Genomic DNA, 22050 nt, shown 5'->3' with positions numbered 1-22050 from the left:
GCCTTAAAGCCCGGTCAATTCTTGACGGCAATCCGTGCCGTCTGGCGGCCGTGGCGTTCAAGAACCCAGTTTTCAAAGGTTGCGGCGGGCAACGGTTTGGCAAACAGGAAGCCCTGAATGAAGTCGCATCCCTTGTCGCGCAGATATTCGTGCTGTTCGACTTCTTCAACGCCTTCGGCGACGACTTCAAGGTTAAGGCTGTGGCCCAATCCGATCACCGCATCGACAATCGCCTTGTCATCCATATCGACATGGATGTCGTTGACAAACGACCGGTCGATCTTGATCGAGGAAACCGGGAAACGTTTCAGATAGTTCAGCGATGAATAGCCGGTACCGAAATCGTCAATCGCGATCCGCACGCCAAGGCCTTTAAGCTCGTTCAAGGTCGAAACGGCTTTTTCCGGGTTGTTCATCAGGATCGATTCCGTGATTTCCAGTTCCAGCGTGCCATCGGGCAGGCGGGTCTGATCCATGATCTGGGTGACGGAACTGACCAGTTCGGCATCCTGGAACTGGGCCGGGGACAGGTTTACCGCAATGCGAAGGCCCGGCAAGGTGGTTTCGCGCCAGATTTGCGTCTGTTTGCAGGCCTTGTTCAGAACCCATGCACCCAGCCGATTGATCAGGCCGCATTCCTCGGCCACCGAAATGAATTCGCCCGGCAGGATCATGCCACGATCCGGGTGGTGCCAGCGCACCAGCGCCTCGGCCCCGACGACCTTTTCAGTGCGACAGTCGATTTTCGGCTGATAGTAAAGTTCAAGCTGATCATATTCCAGCGCGTTACGCAGGTCTTCTTCGATCGTTTTGCGTTCCTTGACCCGTTCATGCATTGACGGCAGGAAGAAGCGGTAATTGTTGCGGCCTTCGGCCTTGGCGGCATACATCGCCATATCGGCGTTTTTGACAAGCTGTTCGGGGTTTTCGCCGTCTTCGGGGAACAGGGTGATGCCGACACTGGCGGTTGAATGCAGGCGGATGCCACGGCAATCGAACGGTTGCGAAAGCTCGTCAATGATGCGCTGGGCAAGGGCGATGGTGTCTTCGATATTCTGAACGTCGGTCTGGATGATCGCGAATTCGTCGCCGCCAAGACGGGCGGCGGTATCGGAATCACGGATGATCCGTGACAGGCGCTGCCCCATTTCCTGGATCATCAGATCGCCGACATCATGGCCAAAGTGATCATTGATGTCCTTGAACCGGTCAAGATCGACAAACAGGACCGTGACCCCGCGCTGGAACCGGCGGGCGGACAGCAATGCCTGACGCAGGCGATCCAGGAACAGGGTGCGGTTCGGCAGGCTGGTCAGCACGTCATGGACGGCCAGATGGCGCATGCGGGCTTCGGTCTGTTTGCGTTCGGTAATGTCGGTATAGGTTGCAACATAACCGCCGCCGGGCATCGGGTTATGATCGACCTGAACCACACGGCCATTCGGGCGGGTGCGTTCCATGCGATAGGGTTCGCGACGGCGTGCAATCGCGACACGGTCGGAAATCAGGGCCTGAATGCTGACATCGCCATATTCGCCGCGTTCGGCGTTATAGCGCAGGATATCGGAAAGCGGCGTGCCTTCCTTGACCAGATCGCGCGGCAGGTTCAGCAATTCGATATAGCGTTCGTTCCAGACCATCAGGTTCAGGTCCTGATCGAACAGGCATATGCCTTGGCCGATATTGTGAAGGGTGGCTTCGAGAAGGGCCTGTTTGCGCTGGGCTTCTTCCTGTGCCTGCCCCTGCAGGGCGACCATTTCGTTATATTCGCGGATCAGAAGGCCAAGTTCATCCGCACTGTTCCATTCCACGGGGCGGCGGAGCCGGCCATGTTTGGTCATGCGGATGGAATGCAAAAGCCGGTTTAGCGGTTCCTTGATCGAACGCTTGTTCGCGATCAGGAGGCTTGCAGCGACAACTGCAATCAGCAGGCCGAACAGGATCATGTCGATCACGATCCGGCGGAACAGCAGATCCTGAACGCGGGCTTCTGTGAAGAAGATCACAAGTTCGCCGACATCATGGCGCACATTGTTGCGTTCAAAGAACACGCGACGCGACAGGCGCAGGGTGTCGTTCAGTTCGGATTGGGATACGCCGGTATGGGCAAATTCGGTGCCGTCAGCCCCCAAGGCCTGCACCGCGACGATATCGCGATCGCGGCTCATGGCGTTCAGGGCTGATTCAATATTGTCGACATCCAGATACCAGAAAGGTGTTGCCAGAACGCGAGCATTGATATCGGCCGTCTGTTCGATTTTTTCCGTCAGATCGTCGCGCAGCACAGTATAACTGACGTATCCGAAGACAACGAACAGGGCGAGGGAGAACAAGGAAACCAGCGGCAGCGCGATAAAAAGCAATCGGCTGCTAAGCGACTTCCGTTGTAAAAAGCCGTACGATCCGCGCGACAAGCGTATTTCTCCTCGGCACCCACTATCGATTAGTTAATGGCAACCATACTCGACCTTCGGGTGGGCTCCAATACCCCTAGGACTGTCATACTCAATCCGGAAGTCAGCCCAAAAGCAAGTTTGATTTCATTTTTTTCATATAGCGTTCACAAAAACTGTCCCGGTCCATTTATTTTGGATCGAAGTCCAGCAGCTTCAAGGACTTGTCGGCCAAGTTTATTTTGGTACGGCCTGTCGTGCGAGCTCGTCACACCGTTCGTTTTCGGGGTGCCCGGCATGTCCTTTGACCCAGTGCCATTCAACTTTATGAGGTTTCAGGGCATCCAGAAGCCGTTGCCATAGCTCGACATTCTTGACCGGTTTCTTGTCTGCGGTCTTCCATCCGCGTTTCTGCCATCCCCAAATCCACTTGGTAATTCCGTCCCGGACATAGCTGCTGTCGGTATAAATGTCGACGATGCAGGGGCGTTTCAATGCTTCAAGCGCACTGATCGCAGCCATCATTTCCATACGGTTATTGGTGGTTTCGGGATCACCGCCCGACATTTCCTTTTCCACCCCGCGAAATCGCAGGATTGCGCCCCAGCCGCCGGGGCCGGGATTGCCGCTGCACGCGCCGTCGGTGTAAATCTCGACGCGGTTGTCTTCGGTTGCCGTCATTAGATCCTATTCCTCGCCCAGGCCATAGGCGCCGGCACTGTCGATGCGCTGATGGAAACGCAGTTTATTGATGTATTCGCGCGGATTTTTCGGCGTAACCAGCGCGTCCTTGGGCGTATTGATCCAGTCATAAAGACGGGTCAGAAGGAACCGTAAAGATGCCCCGCGCGCAAGGATCGGAAGGGCGGCCAGTTCGTCCTCGGACAGGGTGCGCACCTTGCCGTAGCTGGACAGAAGGTTGCGTGCCTTGGTGACGTTAAAGCTGTTATCAGGTTCGAAGCACCAGGCATTCATGCAGATGGCAATGTCATAGGCCAGCAGATCATTGCACGCGAAATAGAAATCGATCAGGCCGGATACATCGTCCTTTCCGGGGAAGAAAAACACATTGTCCGGAAACAGATCGGCATGGATGACGCCTGCGGGCAATTGGTGGGGCCAGTTGGCTTCAAGAAAGGCCAGTTCATCCTCGATCAGCTTTTCAAGGCCGGGCTGAACGCCATCGGCATCGGCACGGCAGCTTTCAAACAGCGGTCGCCAGCCCTTCACACTCAGCGCATTGCCAAGATACATCTCGAAATCCTGACCGGCGGTATGCAATTGCGCCAGCGCGGTACCAAGACCTGTGCAGTGATGGGGCATGATCCGGCGTGGCGACATGCCGTTCAGGAAGGATGTGATGGCGGCCGGACGTCCGCAAAGACGACGCAACGCAACCCCGTCCCTGCCGTGGATTGGCGTCGGGCAGTTCAGCCCCTTGGCCGACAGATGATCCATCAGGCCGAGATAAAACGGCAGATCATCGGGGTTCACGCGCTTTTCATACAGGGTCAGGATAAAGGATGCCTGATCGGTCTGAAGCAGGAAGTTGGTGTTTTCGACACCCTCGGCGATGCCTTTGAACGAAATCACATTGCCGATATCGTATTCGGCAACAAAACGGGCGATATCTTCGTCAGAAACGTCGGTATAGACGGCCATGTGATGTTCGGATTTCCTGGATCAGAGCTGGGTTAGCTGGCAAGCTGGCGGGGCAGCTTGAAGGTGACGTTTTCATTGGTCAAAGTCAGGGTTTCGACCGTGACGTTATAACGTTCGCGACAGGCATCAATGACTTCCTCGACCAGGATTTCCGGGGCGGAGGCACCAGCGGTAATGCCAAGGGTTGAAATGCCTTCAAGCTTGGACCAGTCGATATCCTTGGCACGTTCGACCAGAACCGAGCGGTCACATCCTTCGCGTTTCGCGACTTCGACCAGACGGTTCGAGTTTGACGAGTTCGGCGCGCCCAGCACCAGAATGGCATCGGCATCGGTTGCGATCAGCTTGACCGCGTGCTGGCGGTTGGTGGTCGCATAGCAGATGTCTTCTTTCTTTGGGACCTCGATTGCCGGAAAACGGCTTTGCAGGATCGAGATGATCCTTGCCGTATCGTCCAGCGACAGGGTGGTCTGGGTCACGAAGGCAAGGTTTTCCGGGTTTTCGACCTGCAGGTTTTCGGCGTCTTCTTCGGTCTCGATCAGGGTCATGCTGCCCGGTGGCAACTGGCCCATGGTGCCGATCACCTCGGGGTGGCCGGCATGACCGATCAGAAGGATATGTTTGCCATCTGCATGGTGGCGTTCCGCCCCGCGATGCACCTTGGAGACCAGCGGGCAGGTCGCATCAAGATATTCAAGCTTGCGGCTTTCGGCGGTTTCGGGGACCGATTTCGGCACCCCGTGGGCGGAAAAGATCACCGGAACCCCGTCGGGAACCTTATCAAGTTCATCAACAAAAACAGCCCCCATGTCGCGCAGGCGGTCGACCACGAATTTGTTGTGGACGATTTCGTGGCGGACATAGACCGGCGCGCCGTACTTCACCAGCGCCTTTTCGACGATCTCGATCGCACGATCCACCCCCGCACAGAAACCGCGCGGGTTGGCAAGAATGATCCGAAGGTCGGCTTTGTCAGACATGATACGGGTCCGAATGTTCATGATGCGCGCCATGCAATGGCACGGTTATTCAAATGTCTTCGTTACATAACCCGCCAGCACCGGACGTGCAATGACAGACACCATGCAAAGATGGATGTGGATGCATGTATTGGTGGCAATTATTGTGAATGCACTGATTTCAAACGGAAGCGGGTTGTGTCGCCATATCGGAGCGAATAGACTGCGCGCGGCTGTGCCCGGATCGGGCATGACAGCGGATTTGACCAGTTCTATAGAGGCTTGGATGACGATTGCGAACGGACTGCGGCGTATTTGTGCATTGGGTTTGGTGTCGTTTGCCGGTTTCCTGGCAGCGTGTGGCACGTTCGAGGAACAGCCGGTTCCGGCATGCCCGCGGGCCTTTTTGCCCAATGATACCGCCCGTCTGGTGCAGTTCAACGGTCAGGGCAGGGATCTGACCGATGTGATCCTTGAAGCCGAATTTGGCGGATACCTGGGCGATTGCGGCTATGACCTTGATGACAAGGTCCTGAACGTTGTCATCAGCCCGATCATCAATGCCGAACTGGGCCCGGCAGCGCAGGGGCGCAACGCAAAACTCCAGTATTTCGTAGCCCTTAAGGACCCGTCAGGTGAGTTCATCCAGAAGAATCTGTTTGATGTCGACATGGTCTTTCCGAGCAATTTGAACCTGGCGCGGTATCGTGACGAGCAGGTGACCCTGAACGTGCCGCTGGACGATGTCTGGGCCGGTCCGGATTACGAGATTTACCTTGGTTTCCAGCTGAGTGCTGACCAGCTTGATTACAATCGGCGCTTCGGAAAAAATTAATAATCCGGCCTATTATTCATTTTTGGTGAGTAATCAAATCCCGCCCGCATCGCGTGGCGGGATTTTCGTTTTTGGACAAAAGTTCGTTTTCGGTAATCCTCATACAAAATAATGGATATTTGCCGGAGGGACTAAAAGAGGGCTTTTAATCCTCATACCAATGGGTGGGCCGAAAGATTGTGATTTTAAAGGATATGATTTTTGGGGCTGGTCTGGTCGGATTCAAATCCGTATAAGGGGGCATACCCAAATGATCCCCGTGGGAGAGTGCCACGGTCTTGATCGATGTGCGTGATTGCATCGATAGGGATTGCGCGGACGCCGAAGGAGCAACCACCCCGGAAACTCTCAGGCAAACGGACCGCGGGGAGATGGGACTCTGGAAAGCAGGCGGCATTGAAAATCGATGTGCGCCTCGCCGAAGATGTAAGCAGACCGGTGTCCAAACCGGCTGTGATTCTTTCAGGCTCCAAGACAGAGGGGGACGTGGTTGGCCACTGGTCGGCTATGTTTCGCAACGCCTGTCTGGAGACCTTGATGGCCGATCATCAAACCGAACTGCTTAAGACCGCCCTTTATGATTTGCATGTGGAACTGGGTGCCAAGATGGTGCCGTTCGCCGGTTATGACATGCCGGTGCAATATCCGCTGGGGGTGAAGGGCGAACATCTGCATACCCGTGCGAAGGCCGGTCTGTTTGACGTTTCGCATATGGGGCAGGTTCGCCTGACCGGTGAACATCGCGTGGCCGAGCTTGAAAAGCTGGTGCCCGGTGACATCGCGATCCTGAAACCCGGCCGCACCCGTTATTCCGCATTCACCAATGACGATGGCACGATTTTGGACGATCTGATGATCACCAATGCGGGCGACAGCCTGTTTCTGGTGATCAATGCCGCGTGCAAGGATGATGACATTGTCCATATGCGTGCCAATCTTGATAACGGTGTGGAGCTGATCGAGATTGATGACCGGGCATTGATGGCATTGCAGGGCCCGGACGCCGCCCGCGTGCTGGCACGGTTTGCACCGTCGGTTGCCGATATGAAATTCATGAGCTTTGCCGAGATCGATATTGCCGGTATCGCGTGCTTTGTCACCCGGTCGGGCTATACCGGCGAAGACGGTTACGAGATTTCCGTGCCGAATGAGCGCGCCGAAGAACTGGCGCGCAAGTTGTTGGCCGAGGAAGAGGTCGAGGCGATTGGCCTTGGCGCGCGTGATTCGCTGCGTCTTGAAGCCGGTCTTTGCCTGTATGGCAACGATATCGACACCACGACCACCCCGGTCGAAGGCGACCTTAACTGGATCATCAACAAGCGCCGCCGCGAAGAAGGCGGGTTCAAGGGAGCAGACATCATCCTTGATCAGCTTGCCAACGGGGCGGATCGCAAACGTGTCGGGATCAAGCCCGAAGGCAAGGCACCAGCGCGTGAACATACGGCTGTCCTGAACAGTGACGGTGAAGAAATTGGCGAAATCACCAGTGGTGGTTTCGGCCCGACCGTGGATGGCCCGATTGCGATGGGATATGTCGCAATTGAATTTGCCGCCCCGGGTACCAAAGTCGATCTGATGGTGCGCGGCAAGGCCCGCCCGGCGGAAATCGTCGAGCTGCCGTTTGCACCGCACCGTTATTATCGCGGCTGATCGCCAGAACGGATCGGGCGGGCGGCGCGACGTTGCCCTTCCGGGATAAAAATAGCGGAACAACCGGAACAACCGGGAAGCCGCAAAACCGGAACATCCCGGAAAACGGGAAGACCGGACAGACCACAGATTTTAGAGACAACTGATCTTACAGGGACGATTACAATGGCTAAAAAATTCTCGCAGGAACATGAATGGGTTGAATATGAAGACGGTGTCGCGACCGTCGGCATCACCGATTATGCCCAGCAGGCGCTTGGCGATATCGTGTATGTCGAACTGCCGGAAGTTGGCAAAAAGCTGACCAAGGACGGTGATGCGGCAGTTGTCGAATCGGTCAAGGCCGCCAGCGACGTTTATGCGCCGCTTGATGGTGTCGTTGTCGAAGCCAACGAAGAGCTTGATGACAATCCGGCACTGGTGAACGAAGCCCCGGAAAGCGATGGCTGGTTCTTCCGCATGGAACTTTCCGATGAGTCCCAGCTTGATGAGCTGATGGACGAAGCTGCGTATAAAGACTTTGTCGAAGGCCTTTAAGATATGCGTTATCTTCCGCTAACCAAGGCGGATCGCGTCTCGATGCTTGAAACCATCGGGGCAAAGTCCGTTGATGAATTATATAGCGACGTGCCCGAAGGCGCGCTGCTGTCCGAGCCGGTCGATCTGCCCCATCATCTGGGTGAATTGCAGGTCGAACGCGACATGGCGAAACTGGCCGCCAAAAACATGGGCACGGCCAGCGTGCCGAGCTTCCTGGGTGCGGGGGCGTATCGCCACCATGTTCCGGCCACGGTCGATTACATCATCCAGCGTGGTGAATTCCTGACGGCCTATACCCCCTATCAGCCGGAAATCGCGCAGGGTACGTTGCAGTATCTGTTCGAATTCCAGACCCAGGTGGCATCGATCACCGGCATGGATGTGGCCAACGCATCGATGTGGGACGGGGCAACGTCGTGCGCGGAAGCCGTTCTGATGGCGTGCCGCGCAACACGGCGCAAGAAAGCGGTTCTGTCGGGTGGTCTGCATCCGCATTACCGTGAAGTCACGGAAACCTATTGCCAGTATAGCGATACCGAAGTTGCCGGTCGCGACGGGCACCCGGAAAAGCAGGCAACCGCCGACGAGCTGGATGATCTGATTGATGATCAGACCGCCTGCGTCGTGGTTCAGTATCCGGACGTTTTCGGCCGTATTCAGGATCACACGAAGCTTGCGGATGCGTGCCATGCCAAGGGTGCGCTTCTGATCGTGGTCTTTACCGAGGCGATGGCGTTTGGCGCGGTCAAATCGCCGGGCAGCTTTGGCGCGGATATCGTCTGCGGCGAAGGCCAGTCGATTGGTAACAACCTGAACTATGGCGGGCCATATGTTGGTCTGTTTGCCACGACCAGCAAACTGGTACGCCAGATGCCCGGTCGCCTGTGTGGTGAAACGGTCGATCAGGACGGCAAGCGCGGTTTTGTTCTAACGCTTTCGACCCGTGAACAGCATATCCGCCGCGAAAAGGCGACATCGAACATCTGCACCAATTCCGGTCTGTGTTCGTTGGCCTTTACGGTGCATATGAGCCTTCTGGGTGAAGACGGGTATCGTGGTGTGGCGACACTGAACCATGAAACCGCGTGCAAGACCGCCGATGCGATTGATGCGGTACCGGGTGCGGAAGTTGTCAATGACAGCTTCTTTAACGAGTTCACCGTCAAGCTTGCCAAACCGGCAGCCGAGGTGGTCGAGGCACTGGTTGCCAAGGGTATCCTTGGTGGCGTTCCGTTGTCGCGCCTGTATCCGAACCGTGACGATCTGGACCATTACATGCTGGTGGCGGCGACCGAAACCAACACCGACGAAGACATCGCGGACCTTGCGTCTGCATTGAAGGAGGTGCTGGCATGAGCTTTACCACCCATACCGGTAACCGCGGCCTCGTTCTTGAGGAAAAGCTGATTTTCGAACAGGGCGAACCGGGTCGTACCGGTGTTGACCTTCCGAAGCCAGCGGGCATCAAATCACGCCTTGGCGGCCTTGATCGCGATAGCGATGTTGGTCTTCCGGGCCTGTCGGAGCCGCAGGTGGTGCGTCATTTCACGCGCCTGTCGCAGAAAAACTTTGGCATTGATTCCGGCTTCTTCCCGCTGGGTTCGTGCACGATGAAACACAACCCGCGCCTGAACGAAAAGGTTGCACGTATGCCCGGTCTTGCCGACCTGCATCCGATGCAGCCCGAAAGCACGGTTCAGGGGGCGCTTGAACTGATTGACAGTTGTGCGCACTGGCTGCTGGTTCTGACCGGGATGCCCGCCGTTTCCATGTCGCCCGCAGCGGGCGCGCAGGGCGAGCTTTGCGGCATGATGGCGATCCGTGCGGCGCTTGATGCGCGCGGTGAAAACCGTCGTCGTGTTCTGGTGCCGGAATCAGCCCACGGGACCAACCCGGCAACGGCCGCGGCATGTGGTTTCACGGTTGATTCGATCCCGGCCACCGAAGATGGCCGTGTTGATCTGGCGGCGTTCGAAGCCAAGCTTGGCGATGATGTTGCGGGGATCATGCTGACCAACCCGAATACCTGCGGGCTGTTTGAACGTGACGTTCGCAAGATTGCCGATCTGGTCCATGCGGCCGGTGGGTATTTCTATTGCGACGGGGCGAACTTCAACGCGATTGTCGGACGGGTGCGCCCGGCCGATCTTGGCATTGATGCGATGCATATCAACCTGCATAAAACCTTTTCGACCCCGCATGGCGGCGGTGGACCGGGTTCGGGTCCGGTTGTGTTTTCCGACGCACTGGCCCCGTTCGCACCGATCCCCTATGTCGTGCGCAAGGGTGAGAAATTCCATCTGGTGGAAACCGCAGAAGAACAGGATGGCAAAAAGCCGTTCGGTCGTCTGAAGGGCTTCCACGGACAGATGGGCATGTTCATTCGTGCGCTGTCTTATATGAAAAGCCATGGTGCGGATGGATTGCGTCAGGCATCGGGTGATGCGGTGCTGAATGCCAACTATCTGCTGGCGCGTCTGAAAGACAAGCTGAGCGTGGCATTCCCCGGCTATTGCATGCACGAAGCGCTGTTTGACGATGATTTCCTGAAAGATACCGGTGTTTCGACGCTGGATCTGGCGAAGGCGATCATCGACGAGGGCTTCCACCCGATGACCATGTATTTCCCGCTGGTGGTTCACGGTGCGCTTTTGATCGAGCCGACGGAAACGGAAACCAAGGAATCGATTGACCAGTTCTGCGATGCGGTTCTGGCATTGGTGGCCAAGGCAGAATCGGGTGATGCGGAATTCTTCAAGAATGCACCGTATCTGACGCCGCGCCGTCGTCTTGACGAAACGGCGGCGGCAAGAAAGCCGGTTCTGCGCTGGATGCCTGAATCTGCTTGATTTGCAACGCAGCATAACCTTTTTGCACACCCCGGTCGGTTGGCCGGGGTGTGCTTTTTCAAGGGGTTGTTCTTGAAACCCATTGGACTTGTAGCAATCTGGACCCTTATACTTGTTTTAAAGTGATCATCGGACCACGGGGACGGATGATCGGGGGAATTGGGATCGGGGAATACACCCCGTTGCCGGAGGATTGAAGTCAGTCATGTCACGTCGCGTGCAGAAGGTTTTCACCGCAGAACGCCGTTTAAAAGAACGTTCGGGTGGTGTGGTCGAAGATTGGTCGGATTCCTTTTTCGATCCGACGCTTGAAACCGGTATGGGGGCAGGTGCGGCATTACCGGCGCCAAAGCCAGCCGCGACGGCGGATGCGACGGGGATCAATCAGGCTGTTCTGGATGAAATCCGTGCCCTTCGATCCGAAGTTGCCGAGCTTCGCGATGCGGTTCGTGCCGGTGGCACGGTTGATGCGGCCCCTCTGGAAAGCCCGGCCCCATCCGGTGGTGCGACGGATGTTCTGCCCGAACCGGTCAGCAGCAATTTTACCCACAGCAACCGTCCGGGGGCATCCGAGCCCGACCGTGACGACCTCGAACTGATCCGCAAGCAGATCGAGGAAATGAACGAGCATATTCACAAGGCGAAGATGCAGATTGCGTCGCTGCGCCATCCGAAGGCGGAGGATGACCGTCTGGTCAATGCGACCACCGAACTTGATGCGATCATCAAGGACACGGAAATGGCAACGCATACGATCCTTGAATCCGCCGAACAGATCGATGACCTGGCGATGACGCTTAAAAATGCGGCGCCGAACGACTTCGTCGCCGACCATGTCGAACAGATCGCGTTTCTGGTCACCAAGGTTTTCGAGTCCTGTAACTTCCAGGACATCACCGGCCAGCGCATCAACAAGGTGGTTCGAACCCTTGAATTCGTAGAAGAACGGGTTCACAACATGATCCTGATCTGGGGCGAGGATGCCTTTAGCGACCTGCCGGTTCCCGATGATGATGACGGAACGCCAAGGAATGAAGATGACGATCTTCTGAATGGTCCGCAGCTTGAAGGCGAGGGAATCAGCCAGGACGACATCGACAAATTGTTTGACTGACTATTCCAAAATGTTCGACAGGATATTATATTCCAGGTTGAAACCCGGAGTGAGTCTTGCGCCAGAACAAGATCTTGCGAAATCGCGACCTGTAATCAGTCAACCAAAAGTTTACAGTTTCCCGATATCGTATTGTTCATAAAAACAAAAGCTTGTGTTGGGATGCGTGTGACGGGCAGTTGCGCGCATTCATGCACGCTTGGAGGATGAAATGGGATTCTGGTCGCTTGGCGGTATGCGCCAGCCAAAGGCACAAGATATCAAATGGCGGAAAAGCCCGCGTGGCGAATATTATCGTCTGTTCATGATTGATGATTTCAGCGAACTCAAACTCGACAATGTCGGGGGTGTTTATCTGCTTTGGCATGGCGGTTTGAAGCCGTCGTGGCTGGTTGCCGGGGCGACCGAGGATCTTGGTCACAGTTTCCGCGAACTTTTCCGGGACCGCGATATTCGCGAATATGACAACCGGGGCGGCGTATTCATGAGTTGGTCCCCGATCAAGGCGGACTTCAGGGAAGGTGTGGTGCATTTCATTGCCAAGCACACCAATCCGACTTTTGAATGCGATTTTGACAGCAAATCGGACCCGATTCCGATCCTTTTGCCGCGTTAAGCGTCTACAGATGAAGGAAAAGCTCCGCATCACTGCGGAGCTTTTCTGTTTTCAGGCCGTGGGGTTCGGGCGAACCGATCAGAGTTTGCCGAGCACGGTTTCGGCACTCGACACGTCAAAGGCACCCGGTTCTTCGACCGCAAGATCGGTAACCTTGCCATCATCGACAATCATCGCAAAACGGTTGGCGCGTTTGCCAAGACCGCGACCGGTCAGGTCCAGTTCAAGACCGGTCTTGCTGACGAAGGCGAGATCGCCATCGGACAACATGGTGATGTTGTCACCGGCATTTTCCGCCTTGGCCCATGCGCGCAGAACAAAGGCGTCGTTCGATGCCAGGCAGACGATTTCATCAACGCCCTTTGCCTTGATGGCATCGGCATTGGCAACGAAGCCCGGCAGATGCTTGGCCGAGCAGGTGGGGGTGAAGGCACCCGGCACGGCAAAGACGACGACCTTGCGACCGGCGAAAAATTCCTTGGTGTTGACGGCTTCGGGGCCGTCAGCCGTTGCGCGGAAAAGGGTGACTTCGGGAAGGGGGCTGCCGATTTCGATGGTCATGGGGTTTTCTCCGTCATGCGGGCGGCTTTATTGCCGCCCTTGTTCTGGGATAGGGCCATCAAACAGCAAAACGGGTTGATCTTCAATCATATCCGGTGATGTTGCGATGGTTTCAAATCTTTGTCATCGGTTCCTGCATGCTGGCCGCGACATGCAAAGACATGGACCGGATCAGTTTTTGACAAGATCGGCCCGGCCGGTTGCATCGGCCAGTGCAGCAAGAACTTCTTTTTTGCTGAGAAGTTCCGAAAGCAGGATGCCTTTTTCGGCGTTCGGGCCAAACACGGCGTTAAACGGAATGCCATAACGGCCATAGCCGGCAAGATAGCCCGCAATCACCGGGTCGGGGCGGGTCCAGTCGCCCTGCATCACAATGACATCATCGGCAGACAGGGCCGCGGTGATCTCGTCGGTTTCAAGGACCAGCTTCTTGTTGACCTGACAACTGACACACCATTCGGCGGTGATATCGACCAGAACGGTTTTGCCATCAGCAACGTGGCGGGCGATTTCATCCGGGGCGAAGGGCTGCCAAGGGAGTTTGCCGGTGACGGTTTCAGCACCCCCCGTGTCGCGAACCGGGGCCTTGGAAAAGCCCGGTGCAAACAGGGCGGCCAGCACGCCAAGGGTGGCAAGTGCTGTAAAGGCAAATTTGCGTTTCTGCACCGTCGTGCGGTGGCGGGCAAACAGAAGGATGCCCGCGATCACAAGGGCGACACCAACCGCAATCGCCCCGCCCATGCCGATCTGAACCGCCAGAACCGACAGAAGCCAGATGGCGGTTCCGGCAAGGGCCACGCCCAGAACCCCTTTGACAAAGCCCATCCAGCGACCGGGCTTAGGCAGAAGTCGGGCGATTTCGGGCCGGGCGGCAATCGCCAGATAAGGAATGGCAAGCCCGATGCCCAGCAGGGTGAATATCCAGAAAATGTCAAAGCTGCTTCCGGCCAGCGCGAAACCGACTGCCGTGCCCAGGAACGGGGCCGAACACGGGGTTGCCAGCAGGGTGGCGAACATGCCGGTCAGGAAATGACCGCCAAGGTGGCTTCCGGATTGTTCGCGCGTGGTGATGGCATCATTGGCGGCATTGCCGAGTTCAGCCGGACCGTTGATTTCAAACAGGCCCCACATATTGAAGGCAAACAGGGCGACGATGATGGTCATCACGGTCAGGAACAGCGGTTGCTGGAACTGGATGCCCCAGCCAATCGTGCCGCCCGCAAGCTTGATGCCGATCAGGACAGCGGCAATCAGCCAGAAGGACGTGATGATGCCCGCCGCACTGGCAAGGAAGCCGCGCCGGGTGGCACTGCGTTCGGCACCCTGGGCCTTCATCGCCGACATGACCTTGATCGAGAGGACCGGCAGGACGCAGGGCATGAAATTCAGGATAAAGCCGCCCAGAAGGGCCAGCGCGCCGATCAGCCAGAGGCTGGTGGCGGCGATGCTGGTGCCGGAAACGGTGTTGCTGCTGGTGGCAGAACCAGACGGGGAAGCGGCGATCTGGCGGTCCTGTTCGATGGCAAGGGGGCCGGCAATGACGGTGACGATCACGTCATCGCCAATCGTGGTCTGACCGTCTTTCAGGCCATAGATCGGGATCCGGAATTGCTGTGTGCCGGTTGTGTCATCGGTTGCGGTCGGGACCGGCACGCCAAAGCCAAGGCGGACATTGCCTTCGATCAGGATTTCAACCGGATCGGCCGCGGTTTGATCAAGGCCCGAGACGGTGACATTGAGAAATGTTTTGTCATTTTCGCCCGATGCGTCGACCGACTGCCAGATATCGGTGACCGACATTGGCAAGTTGCCCCCGCGAAGCGGAACGCGGGATGCGAATTTTTCGATGTCATGGGCAAAGCTGCTGATGGCGGGGTTATCGCTATCCGTGCCACCCGAAAGGTTTGCCGGGATATCAAGGGTAAGGTGGGCCTGTGCGGGGATGCAGACATCGCTGCAGACCAGATAATCAACATCAAGCTCGATATGGGCGGCCTGTGCGGGATCGGTCACGGGGACGTCAATCGGCAGGATGATGTGATCCTTGTAGCCGAATGTTTCGAGGCCAAAGATCGAAAAACGGTGCGGGGCGGGCCAGCGGATTTCGCCGTTGCCGATATTGGTTGATCCGGCCCAGTCGAGCTGCGGCGGGAAACCGGCATCACCGGCACTGCGCCAATAGATTTTCCAGTCGGGCTCAAGTTCAAATTCAAGACCAAGGCGGATTTCATCGCGGCCATTGATGGCGTCACGCGCGCTTAGCAGGCGGACCGATGCGAAATCCTCGTCAACCCGGTTGCTGGCGGCGGTTTGCGCGTACGCACCTGCGCCCGCCCCGATACCCAGTGGGGCGAGGGCTGCGATAAACAGGCCAAGGATGACAGGCAAAGACCGGATCACGGGTGGTTCCTTCTGGTTTTCGAAACGGGCACGATGACATTCCGTTTGGTGGATATGGCACAAAACCGGGCTTTGTGCCACCGGCATGCCCCAGGATGCCATGGAAATGATGGCTAATCCCGGTTGATGTTCAAAGCAAGGCACGACTGCGTTACCGGCTCGTGTGCCTGGTGGGGTGATCGGTGGTGTGCCCGGTGATGTGATCAGGAACACCATCTTTTTACCAGGCGATTGCTGTCGATTGCCTGTCTGGCTACCTACATGTAAAGCAGTGGCGCGTTTCGGCTTTGATCAATGTCATTTTTGGACTGTTTTCAGGCAAAGGTGGCTTTCGGTGGTAATGGGCGACGGATCGCGTTAGGTTTGTATGAGCAAAACAGGAAAAGTTCGGGAATGGGAATTAAAGAACACACTGGCGAATATCTGGAAGGGAAGCTGCTTGTGGCGATGCCGGGCATGCGTGACCCCCGCTTTTCGCAAAGCGTGGTCTATATCTGTGCCCATAACGAGGATGGGGCGATGGGGCTGGTGGTCAACCGGCTGATCGACAGCATCACGTTTCCCGAACTGCTTGAACAGCTTGGCATTGCGCGCCCGGCACCGACGATTGCCGATATTCAGGTGCATTTCGGTGGCCCGGTTGAAAGCGGGCGCGGGTTTGTTCTGCACAGTACCGATTTTGAAAACGAGGCGACCCTGCATGTCGATCCCGGTGTGTCGGTGACGGCGACGGTCGATATCCTTGAACAGATTGCGCTGGGCGAAGGGCCGAAAAGCAGCATTCTGGCGCTTGGCTATGCCGGATGGCGCAGCGGGCAGCTTGAAAGTGAAATCCTTGCCAATGGCTGGCTGCATGTTGATGCGGATGCCGACCTTCTGTTTGACACCGATTGCGAAGACAAATGGGAACGGGCCTTTGCCAAACTGGGCTTTGCCCCCGAACTTCTTTCGGGCGAGGCGGGCCACGCGTAAGATCACGGGACCAAACTCCGCACATGAAAAAGCCTGCCGTTTCCGGCAGGCTTTGTTGTTTTGGTGACGTTTCAGGCCAATAAACGGATCAGTCGAACAGGGCGTCGATTTCTTCCTGCGAGAAAATCTGATCGATTTCGTCCTGGCTGACGCGCTCGACATTCTGTGGTGCACGGGTGACGGTTTTGTCGAGATTGTCCTGACCTTTGGGATCGGCGGGCAGATCGAACTCGCCAAAGTCATCCTCGCCCCAGATTTCGATCACGCGGGTCACGCGTTCCTCGATATATTTCATGGTGTTGACGACTTTGGTGATGCGCTGCCCGGTCAGATCCTGGAAGTTGCAGGATTCAAACACCTTGACCACCAGATCAACGATATCGTCGGCCAGCCCCTGCGTGTAGTCATCCGGGGCGGCGGAGCGGATATTATGGGCGACGGCATCGATTTTTTCGACGGTTTCAAGGATGTTGGCGGTGGCGTCCTCCGTCGCGGCGACGACGGAATCAAGCTCGCCCTTGACGATGTTAAGCCGCGTGCCGCTGCTATCATCCGGTGCGGTATAGAGGGCGGCGATTTCGCGCTTGGTTTCCTGAATGGAATTGGCGAGTGCGCGGATTTCGGTCTTGAGCATGCGAAGCTCGTTGCGCGCATCGTCCTGATCTTCGTCATCGGCGCGCGCATTCAGCTTTTTCTGTTCTTCCATCATGATGCGGATGTCGGACAGAAGTTCCACCTTCAGATCCTCGATCGCATTATGGAGTGAGGACATATCCGCACCACCGGTGGCACCGCCATCAGCGGCCGGTGCCGGTAACGGCATGGATACGATATCACTCATACTTTCCAGCTTGTTGAGCAGCCGGAGCTCTGCGGTGAAAAGCTTTTTGCTTCCTTGGCGGGACATGAGCGAACCTCGATCTGAAACGTCACGGTAATCCTGCCCGGATGATAATCGAGAATTATCGGAAGGACAGGAAAAATAATACTTTCGAATAGAACAGTTCCAGCCAACCGGTCAGGTTGCTGATACCATTCTCCTGATATTGGGAAAAAATCCCGCAATTAAAGGCATATGCGCGTTTTTATGTAGGTTTCGTGTCCCGAAAGCGGAAGCCCGGCGCGCAAGTGATCCGGCAGGTTCCTTGTGCCAACAATCACAGAGATCGCGGCGATTATCAACCTTTGTGCGGTGCATTCGAAAAACTTCATGCGCGATCCGGTTCCCGATGATCGAAACCGGTAGGCCGGGGGCAGATCGGGGGCAGGCCGGAGGCACAGTGGGGCCGGATCGGGGTAGTTGGGTTTTACGACTCGGTGTTGCGGTAAATGATTGATTGCGATGGCTTTGCCTGTGGATAACTTGCCAGAACTGGGGCCGGTTTCGGGATCAAAGTCGCGTCGTTCGGGGGATGCCGATAAATCCGTACCTAAATGATTATTTTACCTGCGGTTTGTATCGTCTAAAGGATAATTTCCTGCTGTCTGTTGCGTGGCAGCAATCGGGGCTATGATGGCCCGACGCGATAAGGAATGGCAGGATTTCTATCGCAGGGGTAGGGCTCTGGATTTAGAAAAAAATTGAACCAGTGCGCTAAATTCCTGAAAGGACAAGTAATATTTTTGTGCAACGCAGCGAGGTTTTTTCTGGAACAGGTAGTGAAGATAGGCTATTTGCCTGCCATACCGTTGTGCCGCAGTGCATGCGGGTTTAAAAATCAGGTTTGTCTGATGTTGTGTTGTGATCCTGATGGCGTGCCGATTTATGGTTGAGTCATCACGGCATGCCTTTTCGATGAACGAACAACCCGTTATGTTCGTAAATGTCGATGGTCACGATGTGGCTTTCCTTTGGACAAATTGCCTTGAGATGTAATGCGAGGGGGCAGATTCGCATGTCGATCAAGATGCTGTTTCCCATTCTTTTGCTGGGATTGGCAGTTCTGACCGGACTGGATAGTGCCGCGCTTGCCGCGGTTGGTCAGCCTGAGCCATGGCAACTGGGTCTTCAGCACCCGGTTTCGCCGGTGGCTGTACAGGGCCATGATTTCTTTATTCTTCTGACATGGCTGATGACCGCCGTTACGGTGATCGTCCTGCTGTTGTTGCTTTATGTTCTTTTCCGCTTTAGCCGGAAACGCAATCCCGTCCCGTCCAAGACCACCCACCATACGCTTCTTGAAATCGTATGGACCGTGGCGCCGGTACTGATCCTTCTGATCATTGCGATCCCGTCGTTCCGTCTGCTGTATTATGCAGATCACGTCGAAGATGCCGATATGACGCTCAAGATCATCGGCAAGCAGTGGTACTGGACGTATGAATATCCCGACAATGGCAATTTCACGTTCGATTCCCTTATGATCGACGAGGAAACCGCCGTTGCAGAAGGCAAGATCCGCCTTCTGGATGTGGACAACCCCGTTGTTCTGCCGGTTGACACCAATATCCGCCTGATCATGACATCGGACGATGTGATCCATAACTGGGCCATGCCGTCGCTGTTCATCAAGCTGGATGCCGTGCCGGGCCGCCTGAACGAAACCTGGACCCGCATTCCGGGCGAATATGCAGGCACCACCTTCTATGGCCAGTGTTCGGAACTTTGTGGCGTGAACCACGCCTACATGCCGATCGCGGTGAAAGCCGTGACCATGGAAGAATACGAGGCATGGGTCGCAGAGGCCCAGGAGAAATTCGCGTCGGTTGACCTGCCGTCGGCGGTTTCCGTGGCCTCGGCAGAGTGAGGGAGAGATTTATGGCTCACGCTGACACACATTCGCATGATGATCACATGCCCGGTTTCTTTACCCGTTGGTTCCTTTCGACCAACCACAAGGATATCGGCACGCTTTATCTTGCATTCTCGCTGGTTGCCGGTCTGATCGGCGGGGCGTTCTCGGTCTGGTTCCGTATGGAACTGGCCCATCCGGGCACCCAGATCATCGAAGACCACCAGTTCTTTAACGTTCTGGTCACCGCACATGGCATGATCATGGTGTTCTTTGTTGTCATGCCCGCCATGATTGGCGGTTTTGGCAACTGGTTCGTTCCGATCATGATCGGGGCGCCGGACATGGCGTTCCCGCGTCTGAACAATATTTCGTTCTGGCTGATCGTTCCGGCCTTCGTGCTTCTGATGCTGTCTGCCGTTGTCGGCAGCGGTGCCGGGACCGGCTGGACGGTTTACCCGCCGCTATCGGGCGTGCTGGGCCACCCGGACGCATCTGTTGATATGGCGATCTTTGCCCTGCACCTTGCCGGTGCGAGCTCGATCCTTGGGGCGGTGAACTTCATCACCACCATTTTCAACATGCGCGCACCGGGCATGACGCTTCACAAGATGCCGCTGTTTGCATGGGCGATGCTGGTGACGGCATTCCTTCTGCTTCTGGCGGTGCCGGTTCTTGGTGGCGCGATCACGATGCTTCTGACCGACCGCAACTTTGGCACGGATTTCTTCAATCCGGCCGGTGGCGGTGACCCGATCCTGTACCAGCACCTGTTCTGGTTCTTCGGGCATCCGGAAGTTTACATCATGATCCTGCCGGGCTTTGGCATCATCAGCCACATCATTTCGACCTTCTCGCGCAAGCCGATCTTTGGCTATCTCGGGATGGCTTATGCCATGGTCGCAATCGGTGTTGTCGGTTTCATCGTGTGGGCGCACCACATGTATACCGTCGGCCTTGATGTTGATACGCGTGCCTATTTCACCGCGGCAACGATGGTGATTGCGGTGCCGACCGGGGTTAAGATCTTTTCGTGGATCGCGACCATGTGGGGCGGCTCGATCGAGCTTCGCGCACCGATGCTGTGGGCGATCGGCTTTATCTTCCTGTTCACCGTTGGCGGTGTGACGGGGGTTATCCTTGCGAATTCCGGCATGGATCTGCCGCTGCACGATACCTATTTCGTGGTGGCGCATTTCCACTATGTGCTGTCGCTGGGGGCCGTGTTCTCGATCTTTGCGGGCTTCTATTACTGGTTCAGCAAGATGTCGGGTTACGAGATTTCCGATCTCGGCGGTAAAATCCACTTCTGGCTGTTCTTTATCGGTGTGAACCTGACCTTCTTCCCGCAGCACTTCCTGGGGCTGGCCGGCATGCCGCGTCGTTATGCCGATTACCCGGATGCGTTTGCGGGCTGGAACCTGGTTTCATCCTATGGCGCGTATCTTTCGTTCGCGGCGACGATCTTCTTTGTCGGGCTGGTGGCGCATGCCTTCATCCGTGGCAAAAAGGCCGAAGCCAACCCATATGGCGAAGGTGCGGATACACTGGAATGGACCGTCAGCTCGCCGCCGCCGTTCCATACCTTTGACGAACTGCCGCGCATCAAGTAATTGATCCGATCTTGCGTTCCCCGCCGTGACCAGCCGGTCCCGGCGGGGAACATACGACCGCCCCGAGAAAAGAAGACCAGAATTACATGACCAAGCAGGCCGCCCAGCAGACCCTTGCAATCGATAACATCGCCGCATTACCGGTATCGGAAGTGCGCGACTATATTGCGTTGCTGAAACCCGGTGTGATGACCCTTGTGGTGTTCACCGGTGCCGTGGGTCTATTGATTGCACCGGGAACGCTTCATCCGTTTCTGGCGCTGGTTGCGATTGCCTGCATTGCCGTTGCCAGCGGTGCGGCGGCATCGATCAACATGTGGTATGACCGCGATATCGACATCCACATGAAACGCACCCAGAACCGCCCGATCCCGGCCGGCCGCGTGCCCGCCGACGAGGCGCTTTCGCTGGGGATTGCGTTATCCATCCTTTCCGTGACCGTCATGGCGGTTGCGATCAATTTTGCCGCCGCCGCCCTTCTGGCGGTGTCGATTGCGTTTTACGTGTTCGTTTACACCATGTGGCTGAAACGCAGCACGCCGCAGAATATCGTCATTGGCGGTGCCGCCGGGGCATTCCCCCCGATGATCGGCTGGGCGTCGGTGACCGGCGGGATCGATATCAATTCGATTGCGCTGTTTCTGATTATCTTCATGTGGACGCCGCCGCATTTCTGGGCGCTGGCACTGTTTCGCTGTGGCGATTATGCCAAGGTCGGCGTTCCGATGATGCCGGTCGTTGCCGGTGAGGCCGCGACCAAGAAGCAGATGCTGATCTATACGATCCTGCTGCTGCCGATCACGCTTGTGCCGGTTGCGACCGGGTTGCTGGGCGTGTTTTACGGTGTGACGGCGGTTCTGACCGGTTTGTGGTTCCTGCGCCATGCGGTTCGTGTGCTGCGCAATGCCGAGGAAAAGGCACCGCACAAGATGTTCGGATATTCGATCCTTTATCTGTTCGTCCTGTTTGGTGCGATGGTCGCCGATGTCTGGATCAAAGGATATCTGGCATGACCGAACCGAAAATGGGCAAAGCCGAGCTGGATGCGTTTTACGCCAAGCGGCGCAAGAAGAACTGGGCGTTTCTTGCCATTCTTGGCGGGCTGGCGGTCCTGTTTTTCGCCATCACCATTCTTAAGATGAGCTAGGGCATAT

Annotated in this window: 19 protein-coding genes and 2 riboswitches; of the genes, 12 read left to right on the top strand and 7 right to left on the bottom strand. The window is 56.3% G+C overall.

What is annotated here, in order from left to right; translation table 11 throughout:
* Nucleotides 1-14 precede the first annotated feature (14 nt).
* The 4 genes from AUP42_RS02065 to ispH form a co-directional block, all read right to left on the bottom strand.
* Nucleotides 15-2414: a putative bifunctional diguanylate cyclase/phosphodiesterase gene (locus AUP42_RS02065; protein ID WP_231858126.1), complete on the bottom strand. Its 2400-nt coding sequence runs from the start codon at nucleotides 2412-2414 to the stop codon at nucleotides 15-17.
* A gap of 216 nt (nucleotides 2415-2630) precedes the next feature.
* Entirely contained in the window at nucleotides 2631-3074 is a 444-nt protein-coding gene (gene rnhA, locus AUP42_RS02060; protein WP_062948394.1) for a ribonuclease HI, read from the bottom strand.
* 6 nt (nucleotides 3075-3080) lie between these two features.
* Entirely contained in the window at nucleotides 3081-4055 is a 975-nt protein-coding gene (locus AUP42_RS02055; RefSeq protein WP_062948392.1) for a homoserine kinase, read from the bottom strand.
* A 32-nt stretch (nucleotides 4056-4087) separates the two neighbouring features.
* The gene (ispH, locus tag AUP42_RS02050; RefSeq protein WP_062948520.1) at nucleotides 4088-5035 is read right to left on the bottom strand and encodes a 4-hydroxy-3-methylbut-2-enyl diphosphate reductase; all 948 of its coding nucleotides are present in this window, start codon (nucleotides 5033-5035) and stop codon (nucleotides 4088-4090) included.
* Between the two features lie 91 nt (nucleotides 5036-5126).
* Here ispH and AUP42_RS02040 point away from each other — a divergent pair, with 91 nt between their 5' ends.
* The 7 genes from AUP42_RS02040 to AUP42_RS02010 all read left to right on the top strand — a co-directional run bounded on the left by AUP42_RS02040 (nucleotide 5127) and on the right by AUP42_RS02010 (nucleotide 12618).
* Nucleotides 5127-5849 (top strand): hypothetical protein, encoded by a 723-nt coding sequence (locus tag AUP42_RS02040; protein WP_231858125.1) that lies wholly within the window; start codon nucleotides 5127-5129, stop codon nucleotides 5847-5849.
* 250 nt (nucleotides 5850-6099) lie between these two features.
* Nucleotides 6100-6223, top strand: a riboswitch (glycine riboswitch).
* Nucleotides 6224-6226: 3 nt separating this feature from the next.
* A riboswitch (glycine riboswitch) is annotated at nucleotides 6227-6329 on the top strand.
* Between the two features lie 57 nt (nucleotides 6330-6386).
* Nucleotides 6387-7499, top strand: a complete 1113-nt coding sequence (gene gcvT, locus AUP42_RS02035) for a glycine cleavage system aminomethyltransferase GcvT (RefSeq protein ID WP_062948386.1) — start codon at nucleotides 6387-6389, stop codon at nucleotides 7497-7499.
* 165 nt (nucleotides 7500-7664) lie between these two features.
* The gene (gene gcvH / locus AUP42_RS02030; RefSeq protein WP_062948384.1) at nucleotides 7665-8036 is read left to right on the top strand and encodes a glycine cleavage system protein GcvH; all 372 of its coding nucleotides are present in this window, start codon (nucleotides 7665-7667) and stop codon (nucleotides 8034-8036) included.
* A 3-nt stretch (nucleotides 8037-8039) separates the two neighbouring features.
* Nucleotides 8040-9395, top strand: coding sequence for an aminomethyl-transferring glycine dehydrogenase subunit GcvPA (gcvPA, locus tag AUP42_RS02025; protein ID WP_062948382.1), 1356 nt, complete (start codon nucleotides 8040-8042; stop codon nucleotides 9393-9395).
* Nucleotides 9392-10888: an aminomethyl-transferring glycine dehydrogenase subunit GcvPB gene (gcvPB, locus tag AUP42_RS02020; protein WP_062948380.1), complete on the top strand. Its 1497-nt coding sequence runs from the start codon at nucleotides 9392-9394 to the stop codon at nucleotides 10886-10888. Before gcvPA ends, gcvPB begins: the two co-directional genes overlap by 4 nt.
* A 205-nt stretch (nucleotides 10889-11093) precedes the next feature.
* On the top strand, nucleotides 11094-12002 hold the full coding sequence (locus tag AUP42_RS02015) for a protein phosphatase CheZ (RefSeq protein WP_062948378.1): 909 nt from the start codon (nucleotides 11094-11096) through the stop codon (nucleotides 12000-12002).
* 211 nt (nucleotides 12003-12213) lie between these two features.
* A complete protein-coding gene (locus tag AUP42_RS02010) occupies nucleotides 12214-12618 on the top strand; it encodes a hypothetical protein (RefSeq protein WP_062948376.1) in 405 nt (134 codons plus the stop codon).
* A gap of 78 nt (nucleotides 12619-12696) precedes the next feature.
* Here the strand turns inward: AUP42_RS02010 and AUP42_RS02005 are convergent, their stop codons facing one another.
* Both AUP42_RS02005 and AUP42_RS02000 read right to left on the bottom strand, forming a co-directional pair.
* On the bottom strand, nucleotides 12697-13179 hold the full coding sequence (locus tag AUP42_RS02005) for a peroxiredoxin (RefSeq protein ID WP_062948374.1): 483 nt from the start codon (nucleotides 13177-13179) through the stop codon (nucleotides 12697-12699).
* Nucleotides 13180-13350: 171 nt separating this feature from the next.
* The gene (locus AUP42_RS02000; protein WP_231858124.1) at nucleotides 13351-15795 is read right to left on the bottom strand and encodes a protein-disulfide reductase DsbD family protein; all 2445 of its coding nucleotides are present in this window, start codon (nucleotides 15793-15795) and stop codon (nucleotides 13351-13353) included.
* 177 nt (nucleotides 15796-15972) lie between these two features.
* On the opposite strand from AUP42_RS02000, the gene AUP42_RS01995 reads away from it, so the two are divergent.
* Entirely contained in the window at nucleotides 15973-16551 is a 579-nt protein-coding gene (locus tag AUP42_RS01995) for a YqgE/AlgH family protein (RefSeq protein ID WP_062948372.1), read from the top strand.
* 88 nt (nucleotides 16552-16639) lie between these two features.
* Here AUP42_RS01995 and AUP42_RS01990 read toward each other — a convergent pair whose 3' ends face one another.
* The gene (locus AUP42_RS01990) at nucleotides 16640-17458 is read right to left on the bottom strand and encodes a hypothetical protein (RefSeq protein WP_062948370.1); all 819 of its coding nucleotides are present in this window, start codon (nucleotides 17456-17458) and stop codon (nucleotides 16640-16642) included.
* 988 nt (nucleotides 17459-18446) lie between these two features.
* Between AUP42_RS01990 and coxB the strand changes: the two genes are divergently transcribed.
* The 4 genes from coxB to AUP42_RS21330 all read left to right on the top strand — a co-directional run bounded on the left by coxB (nucleotide 18447) and on the right by AUP42_RS21330 (nucleotide 22043).
* Nucleotides 18447-19298 (top strand): cytochrome c oxidase subunit II, encoded by an 852-nt coding sequence (gene coxB, locus AUP42_RS01985; protein ID WP_062948368.1) that lies wholly within the window; start codon nucleotides 18447-18449, stop codon nucleotides 19296-19298.
* Nucleotides 19299-19309: 11 nt separating this feature from the next.
* Entirely contained in the window at nucleotides 19310-20896 is a 1587-nt protein-coding gene (gene ctaD, locus AUP42_RS01980; RefSeq protein ID WP_062948365.1) for a cytochrome c oxidase subunit I, read from the top strand.
* 86 nt (nucleotides 20897-20982) lie between these two features.
* The gene (gene cyoE / locus AUP42_RS01975) at nucleotides 20983-21909 is read left to right on the top strand and encodes a heme o synthase (protein ID WP_170954139.1); all 927 of its coding nucleotides are present in this window, start codon (nucleotides 20983-20985) and stop codon (nucleotides 21907-21909) included.
* Complete coding sequence (locus AUP42_RS21330; protein ID WP_156484554.1) at nucleotides 21906-22043, top strand: hypothetical protein; 138 nt, start codon at nucleotides 21906-21908, stop codon at nucleotides 22041-22043. The genes cyoE and AUP42_RS21330 overlap by 4 nt, the downstream gene beginning before the upstream one ends.
* Nucleotides 22044-22050: the final 7 nt, after the last annotated feature.

It is taken from the genome of Thalassospira lucentensis, from assembly GCF_001613805.1.
Classification (GTDB): Bacteria; Pseudomonadota; Alphaproteobacteria; order Rhodospirillales; family Thalassospiraceae; genus Thalassospira; species Thalassospira lucentensis_A.
The sequence above is the reverse complement of the archived record's forward strand: the minus strand, read 5'-3'. Positions and strand labels throughout refer to the sequence as shown.